Below are 17,727 nucleotides of genomic sequence, written 5' to 3' on the forward strand. Positions count from 1 at the left end.
TCTCAATCATTCCGGTTTAAGATGGGAACATCAAATTGATGAATGGGGTGCCTGACGCATGATGGAGAAATGGAACGTGGTACATTTTCCGGGGTTAAAATCTAGAAAGTCCAAATCCAAAGAGCGTACGGAAGGTTGGTCTTCCAGACTCAGAAAACGGCTGGATTCACATAAAGTGGTGCAATGGGTAACAGCGCAAAGATGGATGCTGCTATTGTCGGCTATGGGAGTTCTACTGGGACGCGCCACTATTTTGGACGAGCTTTCTCCTTTTGCCCTCGCTTATTTTGCGGTCATAACGTTCCTTCGGCGTGACCTGATGCTGCCTGTAGCTGTGTCCGTTGTGTTAGGCAGCCTGTTAGCTCCTTACCCATCGTTATTTATGATTGGTGGTGAGCTACTGGTATTTTATCTCCTGTATCGCGGGTTACGAACCTTCGATCGTCTGGAACTATCCTATGCTCCGCTTATGGTTTTCTTGTCTGTGTTTATGGTCAATTTATTTAACGCCGTGATGGCTCCAACTTTCACATGGTATGAACTTATCATTGTGGGAACGGATGCGGTTCTCAGCTTTATGCTTACGCTGGTATTTACACAGGCCATACCGTTGTTTACGTACCGCAAGAAGACAAGCCAGCTCAAAAATGAGGAAATTTTATGTCTTATTATATTATTAGCCTCTGTGATGACGGGAGCAGTAGGATGGACTGTTCATTCATTGTCTGTCGATCATGTATTGTCGCGATATTTGGTCTTGGTGTTTGCTTTGGTGGGAGGTGCTTCGCTGGGTGCATCGGTCGGTGTAATTACCGGTTTAATTTTAAGCTTGGCCAATATGTCTGCAATTGTGCAGATGAGTTTACTCGCTTTTGCAGGTTTGCTGGCAGGGATGCTGCGTGAAGGGAAAAAAGGTGCTGTTGCGCTTGGGATGCTGCTAGGCTCCTCCATTCTGACGATCTATTTGGATGGGACCGGGGACGTGCTGACGTCAACCTGGGAGAGCTGTGCGGCGATTCTATTATTTTTAATGACCCCAAAAAGTTTCTTTAAAGCGGTTTCTACCTATGTTCCCGGTACGCAGGACCATGCTAAATATCAGCATGAATATGCCAAAAGGGTTCGCGATCTCACCGCAGAGCGGGTAACGAAGTTTTCCCGTGTATTCAGTCAGTTATCCCGCAGCTTTCACCAGATATCTGCGAGTGAGGGCGCGAAGTCGGATGGTGAAATCGAACACTTTATGAATGCGGTGGCCGAAGGGACATGTGCCTCCTGCTTCAAGTGTGAGCAGTGCTGGGACGGCAAGTTCATGCAAACCCATCAGTATATGACTGAAATGATGAGCGCCATTGAGGATAACCCGGATTTGGAGCCGGAACAGATTCCCCCGCAATGGAGTAAGGCATGTGCTAAAACGGGCGCTGTCCTGCAAGTGATGAAGCAGCAGTATAGCCTCTACCAACATAATATGCAGTGGAAGCGCCAAGTATACGATAGTCGTCAGCTTGTTGCTGACCAGCTATCGGGCGTATCACAAATCATGGAGGATTTAGCGCGAGAAATTCAGCGGGAAGGGCAGACCATGCATCGGCAGGAGGAGCAAATACGGGAGGCTCTTGATAGACTGGGCTTGTCCATCCAATCTATTGAGATTATTAATCTGGATGCAGGTCAGGTAGAAATTGAGATTGTCCATGCCTATACAAGGGGATTTGATGAATGTCGGAAAATCATTGCTCCACTGCTGTCGGACATACTGGACGAGCATATAGCTGTGATGCGCGAAACGGAGGCAGATCGCCGCCAAGGCTTGGCTACAGTCATGTTCGGCTCTGCTAAAACGTATGAGATTGCTACAGGGGTAGCTAGCGCCGCCAAAGGAGGCGATTTTTTCTCAGGAGACAGCTACAGCATGATGGAGCTAGGGAACGGGACTTTTGCAGTCTCCTTAAGCGATGGCATGGGAAACGGAGAGCGCGCGCAGCAAGAGAGCAGTGCAGCACTTAACATTTTGGAGGAATTACTGCAATCGGGTATGGACGAAAAATTGGCGATCAAGTCGGTTAACTCTGTCCTGATGCTGCGATCACCTGAGGAAATGTATGCTACGGTCGATATGGCGCTGATTGATCAGTATACGGCCCAGACAACCTTTATGAAAATTGGGTCTACGCCAAGCTTTATTAAAAGAGGAGAGGAGGTCATTCCCGTATCTGCCAGCAATTTGCCGATTGGCATTATACAGGATATTGAAATTGATTTGGTATCCCTGCAGCTCCAGCCGGGTGATATTCTCATTATGATTACAGACGGTATATACGACTCACCGGGTTATGCGGTTAATAAGGAAATATGGATGAAACGCATGATTCAGGAAATTGAAAGCGAAGATCCTCAGCAGTTGGCCGACTGTTTACTAGAAAGGGTTATTCGATACCAACAAAATCAAATCTATGACGATATGACAGTAGTCGTTAGTAAAATAGATCACTTCCGCCCAGAATGGGCAACTCTCCATGTACCTGGCATGAGGTGGTTGGAACGTCCACGGACGGTGAGCTAATCCGACATTGCCCGGGAAATTCCTTATTCGTTTTTTAAAAATCCGCATCCTTCGTTTGAATCGTTCCGGATTAGGCAAAGATAGAATCTATCGGAATAGATTAAGAGGAAGCGGAGGTCAAAAAACGATGAAGCAAATTTTGATCATTACAGACGGGTGCTCAAATGTAGGTGTTAGTCCAGTCATGGCGGCTGCCCAAGCTCTACGGGAAGGTATTACAGTGAATGTCGCCGGAGTCATAGATTATGGAACTATTGGCGAGCTTGGCAGCGCGGAGATTCAAGAAATTGCTAAAGCAGGGGGAGGGTTTAGCCAAATCGTTGGGACGAAGCAGTTGGCACAGACCATGCAGATGATGACGCGCAAAACGGTGGTTCAAACCATTCAGCAGGCGGTTAATAGAGAGTTAACGCACATTTTGGGCGAGGGTGGCGCCAAACATATCGGTGAACTTCCTCCGGCAAAACGAGCCCAAGTAGTTGAGGTGATGGACGAGCTGACAGAAACAAGCACCCTGGAGATTGCCTTGCTCATTGATGCAAGTGCGAGCATGAAGCCCAAGCTGCCTGCTGTAGAGGACAGCATTCGCGATTTGCTGCTCAGCTTGCAGTCGAGAAGCGGACACAGCCGTCTATCGGTATTTCATTTTCCGGGCGGCAAAATGGGAGAAGACGCAGTCATGGATATCGGTTGGACCTCTGAGCTTAACCAGATCAAATCGATATTTGGACGCTTGCGGATGAAAGGGGCGACGCCGACAGGTCCTGCCATTTTACAAGTGATTGATTATTACCGATATGTTACACTAGGAGAACAGAAAGATCTGGAAGAATCCTATGGCAAAGGAGAAGGGATGCTCGGTGACTACGTCGTCTGATCCCGTTCTTGCACCCGGAACGGTCATCAAGGGCAAGTGGAAGCGGAGCAGCTATGTCATCCAGCGCTTGCTGGGCCGGGGAGCGAACGGAACTGTATATTTGGTAAAAGAAGCACAGGCCGATCGGCAATTTGCTCTGAAAATGGGGAAGAACACGCTTGATCTGCAATCGGAGATTAATGTGCTGACCACATTGCAGTCTCAGGGCACTCAGGCCGCCCTCCAGCGAAATGGAAATCCTTCCTTTTTGTTTGAGGTGGATGATGTAGTGTTACACAGCGGAGAGATACCCTTTTATGTTATGCGGTACGTTAAGGGTGATCCACTTCATCGCTTTGTGGCAGCCAAAGGGCCGGAATGGTATGGCGTGGCTGGAACCGGTATACTGAATCGTCTGGCGGATCTCCATCAGGCAGGGTGGGTGTTTGGCGACCTGAAGCCGCAGAATATTTTGGTCAATGCCTATGGAGAGGCTGAATTAATTGACTACGGTGGGGTGTCTCTTGCTGGCCGGAGTGTTAAACAATTTACAGAATGGTATGACAGGGGATTTTGGAATGCTGGCAGCCGAAATGCCGATTCCCAGTATGACCTGTTTGCCTTCGCTCTTCTAACGATTCATATATTGGAGAGCGAATCGTTAAAGGCGGCTGCCAGCAGGCTGCCACAGTTGCGTAATACGGCAGAATTGACGGTCATCATTCGCCGCAGCCGTGTATTACGCCCCTATGCCGAATGGCTACTGGGTGCTGTGCGTGGAGAATATTCCGATACTCGTGCAGCGGCCCGATCTTGGTCACGTTTGGCTTCCGCACATGTCAGGCAATCGTCGGTCAAAAGAGGGAATCCACGCTGGCTGGGATATGCTTTCACGGTATCGCTTTTGCTGCTTGCCGGAGCGCTCTGGATTGCGTTAAGGTAGCAGCATGACTTACATAAGATAACAGATGATCATCATTTTTACGGTAGGGAGAAAAGAGGGTCGGGAATGGGAACAACAAAACCGACCGGTGTTGTACAGGAAGTGCTCGCCTTGGCGCGAGATCATTCACTGTGGAGCCCCGGAGACCGCATTGTGGTTGCTGTATCCGGTGGGCCGGATTCGGTGGCCCTTTTGCACATTTTACATGAAATATCCGTTATACATATGCCTTTACAACTCGTCTGCGCTCACGTTCATCATGGATTCAGACCAGAGGAATCGGATGCGGAGGCTGAAGTGGTACGCAATATTGCTCGAAAGCTAGAACTTCCATTTGAAATGACTCGGGTTGATGTACCCGCTTATATGAAGGAGAGTGGGAAGGGACCACAGGAAGCAGCACGCGAGCTGCGCTACAGCTTTTTACATGATATGGCTACAAAGTGGGAAGCACAGCATATTGCAATGGCTCACCACGGCGACGATCAAGCTGAAACGGTTCTTTTGCACTTGCTGCGTGGTAGCGGCCCAGCAGGTTTGGCGGGTATGCGTTTGGCACGCAATGAAAAAAATGTGCAACTCATTCGCCCGCTGCTACGTATGTACAAGGCTGACCTGATTGAGTTTTGTAACTTGTATGGTCTTTCTTACGTGATAGACAGCACTAATTTATCGTCCAAATACCGCCGTAACGCCATTCGCATGGATGTGCTTCCTTTTTTGGGGCAATATAATGAGCGACTGACACCGTCTCTAAACCGGCTGGCCGAAACGATGGCTGACGAAAATGACTTTATGGAGGCATCTACGCTGTCAGCATACGAGAAAATGGTGAGCTTGGATAATGGCAGGTACATGTTTCCCATCGCTTCATACCGTAAGCTACCCGTTGCTTTACAACGGAGGTTGATTAAACTAATATTAAATTATCTGCCTTCGGACAGTGAAAATTTTGATTTTCGTAAAATTGAGACCGTTCGACTAAGACTTCTCCAAGAGGCATCGTCTACATGGAGTTTGGATTTGGGAGGCGGTGCGGTTGGAGTCCGCGAATATGACCAAGCGGTTTTGTTTGACCGTACGCAAGTCGTTATGGGCGAATGGTGCTATGGACTAAGTGTATTGCCTATTTCCGGTGAGCTAGAGTTGCCTGAGGCAGGTGGTATACTCCGGTGGCGAAGGGCTTCCTATTTGGATGGGGATCATCCGGCCAATAAGGAGGAAGCGTGGTTCGACGCAGATCAATTGAGTCTGCCTTTGACTGTACGCTCGCGATTACCTGGAGATACCATGTATGTAATGGGATTAAACGGAAGAAAAAAGGTTAAAGATATTTTTATTAATGAAAAAATACCTCCTTCAATGCGTTCCGTTATTCCCATCGTCTGCGACCACTCTGGAGCTATTCTCTGGATTCCGGGCGTACGACGTTCTGTACATGCCGCGGTGCAAGAGCACACGTCTTCGGTTATATATATGTCATGGCAAAGACGAGAGAGTCCGGGGCACCGGTAATTGCACAGGAACGGCTTTCATAGTATAAACTTAGGAGGTTTACACCGTTGCAAAATGATATTCAGGAAATATTGATCAGCGAAGAAGAAATTCAGAGTAAAATTAAGGAATTGGGTGCACAGCTCAGCGTAAAATATGAAGGGAAAAATCCATTGGTGATTTGCGTACTGAAAGGTGCGTTTATCTTTATGGCTGATTTGGTTAAATCCATTACAGTGCCATTGGAGCTTGATTTCATGGCTGTATCAAGTTATGGAGCGTCCACAAAATCCTCAGGTATCATCAAAATCATTAAGGATTTGGACGCATCTGTGGAAGGACGCGACGTTCTGATTGTCGAAGATATTATCGACAGCGGCCTGACGCTGACACATTTGATTGAACTGCTCAAGAATCGTAATGCCAATTCGGTATGTGTCGTAACCTTGTTCGACAAGCCTGCACGCCGGACGGTTAATCTTGAAGCAGATTATACTGGATTTACGCTTCCAGATTCGTTTGTTGTCGGCTATGGTCTGGACTATGCCGAGCACTACCGGAACCTCCCATACATAGGGATTTTGAAGCCGGAAATCTATACCAGCTAATCTCAGCCTCCAGTCCTAGGACTAAATAAGGCCCTTTGTTGAGAAGGACTTACAGGCTATGGTAAAATAACTTAAGTGTCTCGAGAGGAGGTAGGGGATGAATCGGTTCATCCGGAATTCTGGTTTTTATTTGATTCTTTTTTTAGTTGTGGTGGGTATCGTTCAGTTTGTTAGTAACAGTAACGAAGCCTCCGATCTCCCTAGATATGACCAATTACGGCAAGAGGTTAAAGCTAATAACATCTCTAAAGTAACGGTCCAATTTGACGGTTACGCCTATCTTGTAACCGGTGCATATAAGAAGCAGCCGGCTAATGCTAAATCGACCAATTTTTCCGTATATGTTCCACCAACGGATCAAGCACTAAGTGAACTGGTAAATGCCAGCGAAACGAACGGGTTTGAATATGTACAGAAGAAAATGGAAGGCGAAAGCATCTGGCTGACGTTTTTGACTTCTATCATTCCTTTGGTGATCATGTTCCTGTTGTTCTTCTTCCTGTTTAATCAGGCACAGGGCGGTGGCGGCAAAGTTATGAACTTCGGCAAGAGCAAAGCCCGTCTGTATAACGAAGAGAAGAAGAAGGTTACGTTCGAGGACGTGGCAGGGGCTGACGAAGAGAAGCAGGAGCTTGTCGAAGTCGTAGAATTCTTGAAGGACCCACGCAAGTTTGCAGCTGTGGGCGCTCGTATCCCGAAAGGTGTTCTGTTAGTGGGCCCTCCAGGTACGGGTAAAACACTCTTGGCAAGAGCTGTTGCAGGCGAGGCTGGAGTACCGTTTTTCAGTATCTCAGGTTCTGATTTTGTAGAAATGTTCGTCGGGGTCGGTGCTTCCCGTGTTCGCGATTTGTTCGAGAACGCTAAGAAGAACGCACCTTGTATCATTTTCATTGATGAGATTGATGCCGTTGGACGTCAACGTGGCGCTGGATTGGGTGGCGGACATGATGAACGTGAGCAGACGCTCAACCAATTGCTCGTAGAAATGGATGGATTCGGCGCAAACGAAGGTATTATCATCGTAGCTGCTACAAACCGTCCGGATATTCTAGACCCGGCGTTGCTTCGTCCAGGACGTTTTGACCGGCAAATTACGGTTGACCGTCCAGATGTTAAAGGCCGTGAAGCAGTATTGTATGTACATGCTCGCAACAAGCCGTTAACGAAGGATGTTAAATTGGACGTAATTGCGAAACGTACAACAGGCTTTACAGGCGCTGATCTCGAAAATCTGTTGAACGAAGCTGCCTTGTTGGCGGCTCGTCGTAACCGCAGGGATATTTCGATGCGAGAAGTAGATGAAGCCATCGACCGTGTTATCGTAGGTACAGAAAAACGCAGCCGCGTAATCAGTGACCGCGAGAAACGAATTGTTGCTTATCATGAAGCAGGCCATACGATTATTGGTTTCTTCTTGGAAAATGCCGACATGGTTCACAAGGTAACGATTATTCCACGTGGACGTGCAGGCGGATATGTCATCATGCTTCCGAAGGAAGACCGCATGCTGACAACTAAGCAGGAATTGCTGGACAAAATCACTGGATTGTTGGGTGGACGCGTATCCGAGGAACTGTTCATTGGTGAGATCGGAACAGGAGCCTATAGCGACTTCCAACAAGCAACAAGCATCGCACGTAGCATGATCGTAGAATATGGTATGAGTGAGAAACTTGGTCCGATGCAGTTCGGTACTTCACAAGGCCAAGTATTCCTTGGACGCGATATCGGTCATGAGCAGAACTACAGTGATCAGATTGCTTATCAGATTGACCAGGAGATGAATCGTTTCATCACTGAATCTTATGAGCGTGCTAGAGAACTCCTGACCAAGTATTCCAAAGAGGTTCATTTGATTGCTCAAACCTTGCTGGTAGAAGAAACCTTGGAACTTGAACAAATCAAACGTTTGATTGAGACAGGTTCTTTGGATGGTGGCACGACTGAAGGAGAAGGAACACCGGAAAACGGTGAGCCTGTGATCGACAACATTGGAGACGTCCGTGTACGTATTCAAGGTAAGGATGAAGAGCCTAAGAATACAACAGATCAACCGAATGATATCCCTAATCTGCAAAAGCCAGAGGATGATAACAATTCGGGCAACTCCGGTGGTACTCCACCGACAACAACCTAATCATTCAATGGATAGTTGAATAAGCTTATATGCAAGCTCCGGGGAACCAGGTATTATTGGTTTTCCGGAGCTTTTTAAATGGAAGATTATTGCTAACGTGATTTGACAGACACCGGAACGTTGTGTACATTTATTGTTAAATAAACGGCTGTCGTCTTCTTAGCTTATAAAAGCCAACAGCTGCTGCAATCGACTTTCTATTATTTTGAACATATACGTGAGCGCATACTGTAGAACCTATGGTGTGCGCTATTCTTCTGTGAAATCAGGTGAAGTCATGATTCCAAGATATCTAGTTGATTTTGATGTAGCGGAATTGACCCGATTGGAAGCCGACGTGTTAATTATCGGCTCGGGCATTGCGGGCTTATATACAGCCATTAAGGCTGCAGAGAATCGGAAAGTGTTGCTGATCACCAAGAAGACTTTGATGGAAAGCAACACACGTTATGCTCAAGGCGGCATTGCTGCTGTCACATCGGATGAGGATACACCTGCTTATCATATGCAGGACACCCTGATTGCTGGTGCAGGTTTGTGCGAACCTGAGGCGGTCAGAACGCTTGTCCATGAAGGTCCAGGTGGTATTCAAGAGTTAATACGTATGGGAACGGCTTTTGATCGTGTGGATGGTGAACTAGCATTGACACGGGAAGGAGCGCATAGCCATCGGCGTATTCTGCATGCGAATGGGGACGCTACGGGTTATGAAATTGTTCGTGCGTTGTCAAAGCAGGTTGCTGCTCATCCCGGTATCGAAGTGTGGGAAGAGTGCATGGTCATCGACCTGCTGACTGAGCATGGTGAGTGTATTGGGGCCCTCGTCCAAAAGCCAGGTGGGGAAAGGTCGTATATCACTGCTAATGCAACGATTTTGTGCTCAGGAGGTAGCGGGCAATTATACCGTTATACGACCAACCCGGATATTGCAACCGGGGATGGTATTGCTATGGCGTATCGTGCTGGGGCGATTGTCCGGGATATGGAATTCATACAGTTTCATCCTACGGCGTTGTGCCATCCGGGCGCTCCAAGGTTTCTAATTTCCGAAGCTGTACGGGGAGAGGGAGCCGTGTTACGCAATATTCACGGAGAACGCTTCATGGACAAGTATGATTCACGGCAGGAGCTTGCACCCAGAGATATCGTAGCTCGTGCTATCATTCATGAGATGGAACGCACCCAAGCTGCGTTTGTATACTTGGATATTACGCATGAGCCGCCTGAGCGGGTGAAGCGACGTTTTCCAACTATTTATCGGACATGTCTGTCATTTGGTTTGGATATGACGACAGACTGGATTCCCATTGCGCCTGCTGCCCATTATATGATGGGTGGTGTTCAGACCAATTTACACGGGGAAAGCTCCATTGCGCGTTTATTCGCTTGCGGGGAGACCTCTTCTACAGGTGTTCACGGAGCTAATCGTCTTGCGAGCAATTCATTATCTGAAGCTATTGTATTCGCCAGCAGGATTATTGAGCGACTGCATTCATTGCCACCGCTGGTCGGCCATACGTTGATATCTTATAGCGATAACCGCACAGAGTTCCCGGCTTCATCCGTCACGGAGCAACGGCATAAGCTGCAAGAAGTAATGGTTCGTTATGCTGGAGTTCGTCGGCACGGCGAGGGGCTGCAAGCAGCATTAGATGAGCTGCAAGGGCAATTGCCTATTTTCGAGGCTGTGATCGCTAGCCGGGAAGAGATCGAATTTGCCAATTTGCTCACATGTGCTTTATTAGTAACAGATGGTGCGTTACTGCGTGAGGAGAGCCGGGGAGCGCATTATCGCGAGGATTTTCCTGAGACAGATGATAGCGCCTGGCGAAAGCATGTTCAGCAGCGACGTGATCAAGGGATAACGGAGGAGTACGTTCATGACATCTAACAGCGAGCTTTATGGAGAGTTTAGTGGATATCAGGAGGAACTGACGGCACAAATTCGCAGCTGGCTGCGAGAAGATACAGGCTCTGGTGATGTGACCACGCGCTGGACGATTGAGCAGGGCCACCAATCCAAAGCTGTCATTCATGCCAAGGAGAGCGGCGTAGTTGCGGGTTTACCCGTGGCTGCCCTTGTATTTCAGGTAGTGGACCCTTCCTTGTCGTTTACTCCGCTGGTGACCGATGGACAGTGGATTGAAAAGGGAAGCGTTTTGGCTGAAGTAAATGGAAGTACCCATGCGATTTTGACTGGAGAGCGACTGGCGTTAAATTTGCTCCAACGAATGTCTGGCATTGCCACGCGGACTCGAGCTTTTATAGATCAATTGCATGGTTTGTCCACCCGCTTGGTGGATACACGCAAAACAACACCAGGACATCGGCTGCTGGAGAAGTATGCTGTTCGTGTAGGCGGTGGCTCGAATCATCGCTTTGGCCTGTACGATGCTGTTATGATTAAGGATAATCATATTAAGGGCGCAGGTGGGATTGAACAAGCTGTGAGTCGAGCGCGTGCTAATATACCGCATACGATGACGATTGAAGTAGAGACGGAAAACATGAAACAAGTGCAGGAAGCCCTGGAAGCTGGGGCGGATATCATTATGCTGGATAACATGTCTGCCCCAGATATGAAGGAAGCCGTTCGGTTCATTCGGGAACGGGCACCACATGTCAAAACAGAAGCCTCGGGCAATGTATCGCTGGATACAGTGCGTGAGATGGCTGAGAGTGGCGTAGATGTGATTTCTGTAGGCAGGCTGACATACTCTTTTCATAGTCTGGATATCAGCCTTGACCTTAACGCAAAGAAAGATAGGTGACACCCATTGATTCTTGTAGTGGATGTAGGTAATACCAATATTGTTCTGGGGATGTACGAAGGGCGGGAGCTGTTGCACCATTACCGGATAAGTACCTCCAGACAGGCAACCGCAGATGAATACGGCGTACTCATACATAATCTTTTTAGTATGGGTGGCGTATTAAAGGATGACATCCAAGGAGTTATTATTTCCTCTGTCGTTCCGCCATTGGTCCGTGTATTAGAAGAAATGTGCGATAAATACATAGGCAAAACGCCGTTAATCGTCGGACCGGGAATCAAGACCGGTCTTAACCTGCGTTATGAGAATCCGCGTGAAGTAGGTGCGGATCGGATCGTGAACGCTGTTGCGGCTGTCGAACGGTTCGGCGGGCCGCTGGTTGTGGTGGATTTTGGAACCGCGACGACGTTTGATTGTATTGACGATAAGGGAAACTACCTGGGTGGTGTAATTGTACCGGGTATCGGGATTTCGACAGAGGCACTGTATCAACGGGCTTCCAAGCTGCCCCGCATCGAGTTGGAGAAACCCAAAAAGGTTATTGGTCGTAATACGGTTCATGCCATGCAAGCTGGGATTATCTTCGGTTATGCTGGGCAAGTGGATGGCATTGTGAGGCGCATTAAGGAAGAAATGCAGGCGGAGCCTACGGTTATTGCTACCGGAGGTCTTGCAGAGCTAATCGCATCAGAGACAGAGAGCATTCAGAAAGTGTTGCCGATGTTGACGCTCGAAGGATTACGTATCATTTACCAACGTAACGCTGAATAAAAAAGTGGATATAAGCTGCCGCTGCGTCCAACCGATGATCTTATCGGTTTGGATTAGCGGCGTTTTTCGTCTATACTGAAATATGTTACGTTTTTGAACAATTCGCGTGATCTGTCGATGCAGGTTGTTTATATAGTAGGAAATTATGCTTCAATGATGAGCAATACTAACGAAAATAAGCAGCATAGCTGTCCTGGAGAATAGGGGAGGATATCAATATGGAAAATAAGCAGGATCGACTTATTCGTGGCACAGCCATGGATGGGAGGGTTAGAGCTTTTGCTGTTCGGACAACTCAATTGGTAGAGGAATTGCGGAGAAGACATGATACGTATCCAACGGCTACCGCTGCTTTGGGGCGAACCCTCACAGCAGGAGCTATTATGGGTTCTATGCTAAAAGGCAAAGAGCGATTAACCATTCAAGTTAAAGGTGATGGACCGATTGGGCAAATCGTCGTTGATGCCAATGCTGTAGGGGAAGTGCGAGGTTATGTTACTGAACCACATGTGCATTTGCCGAGCAATAGTATGGGCAAACTGGATGTAGCGGGTGCTGTAGGTACAGAGGGGTTCATTCATATCATCAAGGATTTGGGGTTAAAAGAACCGTATCGCGGCAGTACTCCGATTATTTCCGGTGAACTGGGTGAGGACTTTACCTATTATTTTGCCAAATCGGAGCAGACCCCGTCAGCGGTGGGCTTGGGTGTGCTGGTAGATACTGATAACTCGGTTATTGTGGCCGGTGGATTTATTATTCAATTGCTTCCAGGCTTGAATGATGATGAGATAACTGCGATCGAAAATGCAGTCAGCTCCATTCCGCCCGTTACCGCTTTGCTGGATCAAGGGTTGGAACTTGATGAAATGCTGCGCTGGATGTTGCCGGACGTTCGGATTCTCGATGAATTGGATATCCATTTTCAATGTGAGTGTTCACGTGAGCGCGTGGAAAAAACATTGATCAGTTTGGGAGAAAGCGAATTAGAGCAGTTAATTGAGGAAGAAGGACAGGCTGAGGTCGTATGTCACTTTTGTAATGAGGCTTATCAGTTTAATAAAGATGAGCTGCAAAATCTGTTAGATCAAGCCAAAGCCTAACCGGATGGGCGGTGCAAGCGATGACTACACGGGAAAAGGGATTATGGACAGCTGTCATTATTCTGACCGTTAGCGTCGCCGCCTTGGGTGGTCTTATCATGCTTCGGGGGCTGCCAAAGCCGGGTGATGTAAGCAAGGATGACGGCGATCATACTGTGGCGGAGATGGGTCAGGAAGGCATATCGGAGGAACAGTGGGTAGCGGAACTGAAAAAGCGATATGGAACCAATACGCTGTTGCAAATGTTGAATCGTAAAGCCGTGCAGGCTGAAACCAAGCGTCTCGGTATCAAGATCACCCAAGAGGATTTACAGCAGGTGCTGGAGCAGGATAGTAAAGGGTATGAATCAGATCATACCTACTTTGATGAAATGCAGCGACAGTTTGGCTTAGATCCGGTTGACTTGCGGAATGAAGCGGAATACCGGATTGGTTTGGAGAAAATAGCTACGCAGGGTATTCAAGTTCAGGAAGCTGAGATTGACGAGTATTGGGAGCAGCATCCCGAGGAATTTGCCGTCGGTAAGCAGATCCAATTGACAGCTCTTTATGTGGATAATGCGGAGGAAGCAGAAGCGTTGCTAGACCGGGTTAAGCAGGGGGAGAGCTTCGATGTGCTGATTCAAGAGCATTCAGGTAAGCCTTTCGACAAAGATAGCAGTGGACAGCTGGGATGGGTGGATGAATATGATCCATTGCAACCGGAGGCGATTATGAAGGCGGCGAGAGAGCTAAGCTCTGGGGATGTTGCGGGTCCAATCTCTGTTAACGATGGCTATGCTGTCATTTATGTACAGGATGTCCGGTTGAAGAATTCTCCGGATAAGCAGCAGATCCGGCAGCAAATTCGTCGATCTCTTGCGCTTGCACAAGCCGCTCCTTTGGAAGAGGTTGAGAAGAGTCTGCGTGATAAGTATGGAGCGCGTATTTTATCTGGAAAGAATGCATCCTCCGCTTCTCTGTAACGTAGTGAAAGAACATTGGTTTGAAGGAAGCGCGATGCTGATAACGCGGGTTGACAGCATCGCAGCTTACTCACTCGTATTGACATTGGAATTGAAGATTGTTATGATTAGCGTATAAAACCCACTATTTTTATCGGAAATTAAATGAACGGTACAAAATTAAAGTGATTGACTAAGATTGATCTACAATATGATTTCGCATTTTTTAATATATCATCTACAGTCAGGGAGGAATTATCATGGCTAAAGTTGTTAATAACATCACCGAACTTATCGGGGAAACCCCCCTCGTTCGCCTCAACCGGATCGTACCGGAAGATAGCGCTGAAATCTATTTGAAACTGGAATATCAGAACCCAGGCTCCAGTGTAAAAGACCGTATTGCGATTAGTATGGTAGAAGAAGCTGAACGTGAAGGTCTGCTTAAGCCAGGCGGTACCATTATTGAAGCAACTAGCGGTAATACAGGAATCGGCTTGGCTATGGTTGCTGCTGCGAAGGGCTATAAGGCAGTCATCGTTATGCCAGAAACGATGAGCATAGAGCGTCGTAATTTGTTGCGCGCTTATGGAGCCGAACTTGTGTTAACACCAGGATCAGAAGGCATGAACGGGTCCGTTAAGAAAATGGAAGAATTGCTGAGTGAAAATCCGGATTATTTTGCTGCTGAGCAGTTCAAGAACAAAGCTAATATCAAAATTCACCGTGAAACGACCGGTCCTGAGATTGTGGAAGCCATTCATTCCATTGGCGGAACTCTGGACGCTTTTATAGCGGGAATAGGTACTGGCGGAACCATTTCTGGAGCCGGTGAAGTGCTTAAGAAAGAATTCCCTGATATTAAAGTTGTGGCCGTAGAACCTGCCTCTTCCCCGCTGTTAGCAGGCGGTAAGCCAGGACCCCACAAGATCCAAGGGTTGGGTGCCAACTTTATTCCTGAAATTTTAAACCGTGATATCTATGATGAAATTATTCATGTAGAAAACGACGAAGCTTTCGAGGTAGCACGTAGAGTGGCCAAGGAAGAGGGCATTTTGTCCGGTATTTCATCTGGCGCGGCTGTCCATGCGGCTTTGAAACTTGCTAAGCAATTGGGCAAGGGTAAACGGATCGTTGTCATTATTCCAAGTAATGGAGAACGTTACCTGAGTACACCACTGTACAATTTCGAGCTGTAATTATGTCGTAATTGTGTATACTATACGTAAGGATTCCCTCATTTCCCTGTTGCAGGGGAGTGGGGGTTTCTTTTTAAGGAGAGAATGTAGACTTATTGAAAAGTTGGGAAGGGGAAGCACACACTGATGAAATCGACAGCTAGAGTGACGGAGGCGCAGTGGCAGGTTTGGCAGGAGGAAGGCTGGAGCATACTTCCCTATATCGCTGAGTACCCATTACCCGTGGGAGGGCTACCGTCATCGTGGCGGAAGGCTTGGGAGGATTCGTCGCCATATGCCTTTTTGCTGGAGAGCGCTAAAGGTGGGAGGTACACCTATCTGGCCTTAAATCCGGTTGCTGTATTGGAAGGCAAGGGAGAACATGCAGTTTGGACTGACTTGCAAAGTGGGAAGCATGGAGATATACATGGTCAACCTTTGAAAGTCATGAACAACTGGATCGCTCCTTACCGTGCACCGCGTGTACCTGGCATGCCCTTTTTCTCTGGAGGATTTGCGGGTTATCTTGGATACGATGTAGCTCGCTCGTTGGAGCGTTTGCCATCTCAAGCTGCAGACGATACGGGCATACCTGATTATGTATGGATGAGGGTGAATGAGTTATGGATTTATGATCACGAAAAATCCTGCATATATTGTGCTGTTCATATGCCCAATCCTGCCCGCTCCGGTGAATTCAGTAGCCAGACTGATTTGGCTAATGAGCTTATGGTGGATGAGACCATATCGATACTTGGCAAACTTTATGCCGAAGCGGTCCAACGTGCAGAACGCATGCTGACTCAGTGGAAGAACATCATACATGCGGGAGAGACTGATCCAGCTCATCCTCGCCGTTGTGCTCGGCTGTCCGAAAAAGGATTAGAGGCTGCTCATCAAGAATCTGAAGGTTGGACAGCGGCATTCAGCCAACAAGATTTTGAACAGGCCGTAAGACGTGTGCAGGAATATATTGCCCAAGGGGATGTATTCCAGGTTAACTTGTCGATTCGTCAGCAACGTACGCTTGCAGCCCTTCCTGAGAATATATATGAATGGCTTCGTCTGCTGAATCCATCCCCTTATATGGGTATGCTGCGTATGCCGGATTTACGGATCGTCAGTGGATCGCCAGAATTGTTGGTGAAGCTGGAGGATGGACGTGTGAGCGCCCGACCTATTGCAGGTACGAGAAGAAGGGGGCTAACACCGGACGAAGATGCCGCTATGGCAGCGGAGCTTCTATCAAGCGAAAAAGAACGCGCCGAGCATATTATGCTCGTCGATCTGGAGCGTAACGATATCGGACGGATTGCCGAATACGGATCGGTGCATGTACCTGAACTGCTGACTGTCGAGTATTATTCGCACGTTATGCATTTGGTTTCTCAGGTGGAGGGGAAGTTAGCCTCAGGTCGTACAGCTATAGATGTAATTGCGGCTACTTTTCCAGGCGGAACCATTACCGGGGCACCCAAGGTGCGCACGATGGAAATCATCGAAGAATTAGAGCCTGTCCGGCGGGGGCCTTATACTGGGTCCCTTGGATGGATTGACTATAACGGTAATATGGAATTAAATATTATAATAAGAACACTAGCTGTTAAAGGCAGCACTGCCTATTTACAGACAGGTGCGGGGATCGTCATTGATTCAGACCCGTACAGGGAATATCGGGAATGTCGGAACAAGGCCAAAGCTGTCATGAAGGCGGTACAATGTGGTGAAGAAGAAGCCGCTTTGAGCAGAAGCGGTATCACAGGAGGGTGAGTCGTATGATTTTGGTGATTGATAATTATGATTCGTTTACGTACAATCTTGTTCAGTATTTGGGTGAACTTGGCGAAGAAGTAATCGTAAAACGGAACGATGAGATTGATGTGAAAGGCATAGAAGAGCTGGCACCAGAGCATATTTTGATCTCGCCGGGTCCATGCACGCCGAATGAGGCGGGGATATCACTGGATGTGATCAGCCATTTTAAAGGTCGCATTCCGATTTTTGGCGTTTGCCTCGGCCATCAGGCCATCGGACAGGCTTTTGGCGGTAAGGTTATCCGGGCTGAACGACTCATGCACGGTAAAACCTCACCGATTCTTCATCACAATACGTCAGTATTTGAAGGCTTGCCTTCTCCGTTCACAGCAACCCGGTATCACTCATTGCTGGTAGAGCGCGAGAGTCTACCTGAGTGTCTAGAGATTACCGCTGAAACCGCAGAAGGTGAAATTATGGGTTTGCGGCATAAAGAATTTGCCGTAGAAGGAGTTCAGTTCCATCCAGAATCCATTATTACGGATTACGGGCATCAGCTGTTACGCAATTTCCTAAAACGCAAGGTAGGCGTTTGATT

General features: G+C 47.8%; 14 protein-coding genes. All 14 read left to right on the forward strand.

Annotation, left to right across the window (positions count from 1 at the left end):
* The first annotated feature begins 58 nt into the window (after positions 1-58).
* The 14 genes from spoIIE to pabA all read left to right on the forward strand — a co-directional run bounded on the left by spoIIE (position 59) and on the right by pabA (position 17,725).
* Positions 59-2,566, forward strand: coding sequence for a stage II sporulation protein E (spoIIE, locus tag MKY75_RS00270; RefSeq protein WP_340883959.1), 2,508 nt, complete (start codon positions 59-61; stop codon positions 2,564-2,566).
* A gap of 127 nt (positions 2,567-2,693) precedes the next feature.
* Entirely contained in the window at positions 2,694-3,443 is a 750-nt protein-coding gene (locus MKY75_RS00275; RefSeq protein WP_029514624.1) for a VWA domain-containing protein, read from the forward strand.
* The gene (locus MKY75_RS00280; RefSeq protein WP_340887051.1) at positions 3,427-4,365 is read left to right on the forward strand and encodes a protein kinase domain-containing protein; all 939 of its coding nucleotides are present in this window, start codon (positions 3,427-3,429) and stop codon (positions 4,363-4,365) included. The genes MKY75_RS00275 and MKY75_RS00280 overlap by 17 nt, the downstream gene beginning before the upstream one ends.
* A 66-nt stretch (positions 4,366-4,431) precedes the next feature.
* On the forward strand, positions 4,432-5,880 hold the full coding sequence (gene tilS, locus MKY75_RS00285) for a tRNA lysidine(34) synthetase TilS (RefSeq protein WP_029514625.1): 1,449 nt from the start codon (positions 4,432-4,434) through the stop codon (positions 5,878-5,880).
* A 47-nt stretch (positions 5,881-5,927) separates the two neighbouring features.
* Positions 5,928-6,467 (forward strand): hypoxanthine phosphoribosyltransferase, encoded by a 540-nt coding sequence (hpt, locus tag MKY75_RS00290; RefSeq protein WP_340883961.1) that lies wholly within the window; start codon positions 5,928-5,930, stop codon positions 6,465-6,467.
* A 97-nt stretch (positions 6,468-6,564) separates the two neighbouring features.
* The gene (gene ftsH / locus MKY75_RS00295; RefSeq protein WP_029514626.1) at positions 6,565-8,604 is read left to right on the forward strand and encodes an ATP-dependent zinc metalloprotease FtsH; all 2,040 of its coding nucleotides are present in this window, start codon (positions 6,565-6,567) and stop codon (positions 8,602-8,604) included.
* 277 nt (positions 8,605-8,881) lie between these two features.
* Complete coding sequence (nadB, locus tag MKY75_RS00300; protein WP_340883962.1) at positions 8,882-10,495, forward strand: L-aspartate oxidase; 1,614 nt, start codon at positions 8,882-8,884, stop codon at positions 10,493-10,495.
* Positions 10,485-11,375, forward strand: coding sequence for a carboxylating nicotinate-nucleotide diphosphorylase (gene nadC / locus MKY75_RS00305; RefSeq protein WP_039274023.1), 891 nt, complete (start codon positions 10,485-10,487; stop codon positions 11,373-11,375). The genes nadB and nadC overlap by 11 nt, the downstream gene beginning before the upstream one ends.
* Before the next feature lie 6 nt (positions 11,376-11,381).
* The gene (locus MKY75_RS00310; protein WP_013308148.1) at positions 11,382-12,149 is read left to right on the forward strand and encodes a type III pantothenate kinase; all 768 of its coding nucleotides are present in this window, start codon (positions 11,382-11,384) and stop codon (positions 12,147-12,149) included.
* Positions 12,150-12,367: 218 nt separating this feature from the next.
* Positions 12,368-13,252 carry an Hsp33 family molecular chaperone HslO gene (hslO, locus tag MKY75_RS00315; RefSeq protein ID WP_025718327.1) on the forward strand — a complete coding sequence of 295 codons (885 nt, stop codon included), beginning with the start codon at positions 12,368-12,370 and terminating at the stop codon, positions 13,250-13,252.
* Between the two features lie 20 nt (positions 13,253-13,272).
* Positions 13,273-14,217, forward strand: a complete 945-nt coding sequence (locus tag MKY75_RS00320) for a peptidyl-prolyl cis-trans isomerase (protein ID WP_340883964.1) — start codon at positions 13,273-13,275, stop codon at positions 14,215-14,217.
* A 239-nt stretch (positions 14,218-14,456) separates the two neighbouring features.
* A complete protein-coding gene (cysK, locus tag MKY75_RS00325) occupies positions 14,457-15,395 on the forward strand; it encodes a cysteine synthase A (RefSeq protein WP_029514630.1) in 939 nt (312 codons plus the stop codon).
* Between the two features lie 126 nt (positions 15,396-15,521).
* Positions 15,522-17,144: an anthranilate synthase component I family protein gene (locus MKY75_RS00330; protein WP_340883967.1), complete on the forward strand. Its 1,623-nt coding sequence runs from the start codon at positions 15,522-15,524 to the stop codon at positions 17,142-17,144.
* Between the two features lie 5 nt (positions 17,145-17,149).
* The gene (gene pabA, locus MKY75_RS00335) at positions 17,150-17,725 is read left to right on the forward strand and encodes an aminodeoxychorismate/anthranilate synthase component II (protein ID WP_029514632.1); all 576 of its coding nucleotides are present in this window, start codon (positions 17,150-17,152) and stop codon (positions 17,723-17,725) included.
* Positions 17,726-17,727: the final 2 nt, after the last annotated feature.

The sequence above is a fragment of the Paenibacillus sp. FSL L8-0663 genome, assembly GCF_038008125.1.
Classification (GTDB): Bacteria; Bacillota; Bacilli; order Paenibacillales; family Paenibacillaceae; genus Paenibacillus; species Paenibacillus polymyxa_D.